At 27.2% G+C, this 2,740-nt stretch carries 2 protein-coding genes; both read left to right on the top strand.

The window, feature by feature from the left end:
- Positions 1 to 124 precede the first annotated feature (124 nt).
- A complete protein-coding gene (gene mgtE, locus UDIV_RS00520) occupies positions 125 to 1,720 on the top strand; it encodes a magnesium transporter (RefSeq protein ID WP_081847789.1) in 1,596 nt (531 codons plus the stop codon).
- A gap of 162 nt (positions 1,721 to 1,882) precedes the next feature.
- Complete coding sequence (locus UDIV_RS00515) at positions 1,883 to 2,710, top strand: hypothetical protein (RefSeq protein ID WP_038101720.1); 828 nt, start codon at positions 1,883 to 1,885, stop codon at positions 2,708 to 2,710.
- Positions 2,711 to 2,740 lie beyond the last annotated feature (30 nt).

The following is a 2,740-nucleotide window of genomic DNA, read 5'->3' as shown; positions in this document are numbered from 1 at the left end:
ATTTTTGTTTGTTTATTAATATCTTTTATTTAACTATTAATAAATGATAAATTTAAATAAAAATTGCTATTTTTTAATGGTGTTGGGTTTATAATTAAATAATATTTGGGATGAGGTATATGTGATGTTTAGTAGACAAATTAAACAAGAAAAAACTTCACTTGCTAACATTATTACCAAATTTTACGAACACAAAGATATCAATGGTGTTAAAAAAGCTTTAAAAAACAAACGGATTGACTATGTTGTTGAAGCACTTGAAAGCATTGAAGATGCAGATGTTATTTTATTTGTTTTATTAGCTAATAAAGATAGTATTTGTGGTGAGGTTTTTAAATATTTAAACATTAAAACCCAAGCAGCTATTATAGAAATTGCAAGTATTCATCAACTAAGAATCATCTTATTTGAACTATATAATGATGATGTTATTAATTTAACTTATGATCTACCTGAACACTTAAAGAAAATTATCATTGCTCTTGATAGTCAACAACGTGCAGCAATTAAACAACAAAGTGAGTTTGATCAAGATCATGTTGGAGCAATTGTTAACTCTGAATTCTTTACATTAAACATTAATCTAACCATAACAGAAGCAATTATTGAAATCAAAAGAATGCATGAGGATTTTGAACAAAGTAACTTAATTTATGTAGTTGATGATGAAAATAAACTAAAAGGTTTTGTTACCATCCATAACTTATTGTTTGCTGATTCATTTGATCAAAAAGTAAGTAGTGTTTATAAAGAAGATGTATTCTATGTACGTTCTGATGAAGAAATTGAAGATGTAGTTGAAATCTTTAGAAAATATCAAATTGAACAAATTGCTGTTATTAATAAAGATGATGAATTAATTGGATATATCACTGACAACGACATTCAACCAATTTTAGATGAAGAAGCAACAACTGATATTTATAAAATGTACGGGATTGCTGAACTTGACTTTCCTTATATTAAATCAAACGTGTTTGTGATTTTTAAATCACGACTTCTTTGATTAGCAATTTTAATGCTTTCAGCTACTTTAACAGCTTTTTTAATTGATAAATTCCAGGATTTAGGGCAAACCTTAACAGCAGGACTTTCAACTTTAGTAATAGTTCCAATTATCCCTGCTATGACTGGGACTTCAGGGAATGCAGGTAGTCAGTCTGCAGCTTCTGTGATTCGTGCTCTTTCGATTGGTGAGATCACCATTAAAGAATATAATAAGGTAATGGGCAAAGAGTTTTTAGTTGGGGTATTAATGGGACTTGTTTTAGGGGTCATTAATTTTGCTCGATTAGCTGTTTATTTTGCAATTGTCCCACCTGATCTTAAAAGTAATGGACTTTTAGTTACTACCATTAATAATCCAATGGTAGTTGGTACAATTGTATCAGCAGCTACTTCGCTTGCTTTATTCTTATCAATTATTATTTCTAAACTATTAGGTGGTACATTACCATTATTAGCTACTAAACTAAAAATTGATCCAACAATTATGTCTACTCCAATCCTATCTACTTTATTAGATATGGTGACAACTATTATCTTATTTGGAATGGGAATTGCTTTCTTATTATTAATTGTTGATCCTAATATTGTAGTTCAAGCAAATATAATTGAACATCCAACAACAACAACAACAACAACAACAACAACAACAACAACAACAACAACAACAACAAGTTTTAATCAAATCTTACTACCTAACATTAATATGATCTAAGTACCTTATTTAAACCAAAGGTACTTTTTTATTGTTTATTTATCAACCTTAATTAATATTAATTATGTAATCTTAAAAAATATTTAATAATTTATATCTTTTTATTAATGAATTAGGTTATAATAATTACGATATAGAAATCATTAATAACATAGGTTTATTATGGTTGCAGAAGAATTTATCAACACCTTTTGTCAATTGGTTGCTGATGATGTTAAAACTTTTGAAAAACAACTATATAAATATCCGCATAAAAATAAAATTCTAATCACCTTTATTATTCGTATTTTCCAACAACAAGAAATGAAGTTTGTTAGTTGGTCAACAACGAATCGTTATTTAATATGAGTTTGTGCTTTTATTTGCTTCTTGTATGGTTATAAGGAGTTACACAACTTTGTCTATGAGCATATTACTAACCGGAATGCTTATTGAACTTATCATTATAATGACATTAAGAAAACGATTTTAGTTAATAATTTAGTGATTTATTTTATTCAGATTAAAGTTTTATTTCAAAATACAGCACTCTATACAGCAACTAAAGCCAAATTCAAACAAGCGTTAGAATTAAACAACATTACTCTAACAAAAGCCAATCAGCAAACTTATAAAGCTATTGCATCTTTTATTGGATCAATTGTTGATACGATTAATGATGATGAATTTGAAACCTGTTTTAAGATTAGTGTTCTAAAATTGCAACATAAAGAATTTAGTGATCTTAGTATTTATCATTTCACTAAAATCAAACAAACCAACTTTTTTCAACGCTGGCTTGTTTTTAATATTATGTTTCAATGTAGTCAATTCAAATCTTTGGTGTGTCCATTACATTTATTAACTTATAAAGTAATGTCAATTTCTTCTAGTGGCAACGAGATTACTAATTTAAATCGAGAAATTATGAATCTAGCAATTGCTAAAAACCGTAATAAAAAAAGAAATGCGAAAAAAATAAAAAAAGTATTGACAAACATTTCTAATTAATGATATACTTATAAGGTTGTGTCTTATAGC

The organism is Ureaplasma diversum NCTC 246, from assembly GCF_000731915.1.
In the GTDB taxonomy this organism is placed as follows: Bacteria; Bacillota_I; Bacilli_A; order Mycoplasmatales; family Mycoplasmoidaceae; genus Ureaplasma; species Ureaplasma diversum.
The sequence above is the reverse complement of the archived record's forward strand: the minus strand, read 5'-3'. Positions and strand labels throughout refer to the sequence as shown.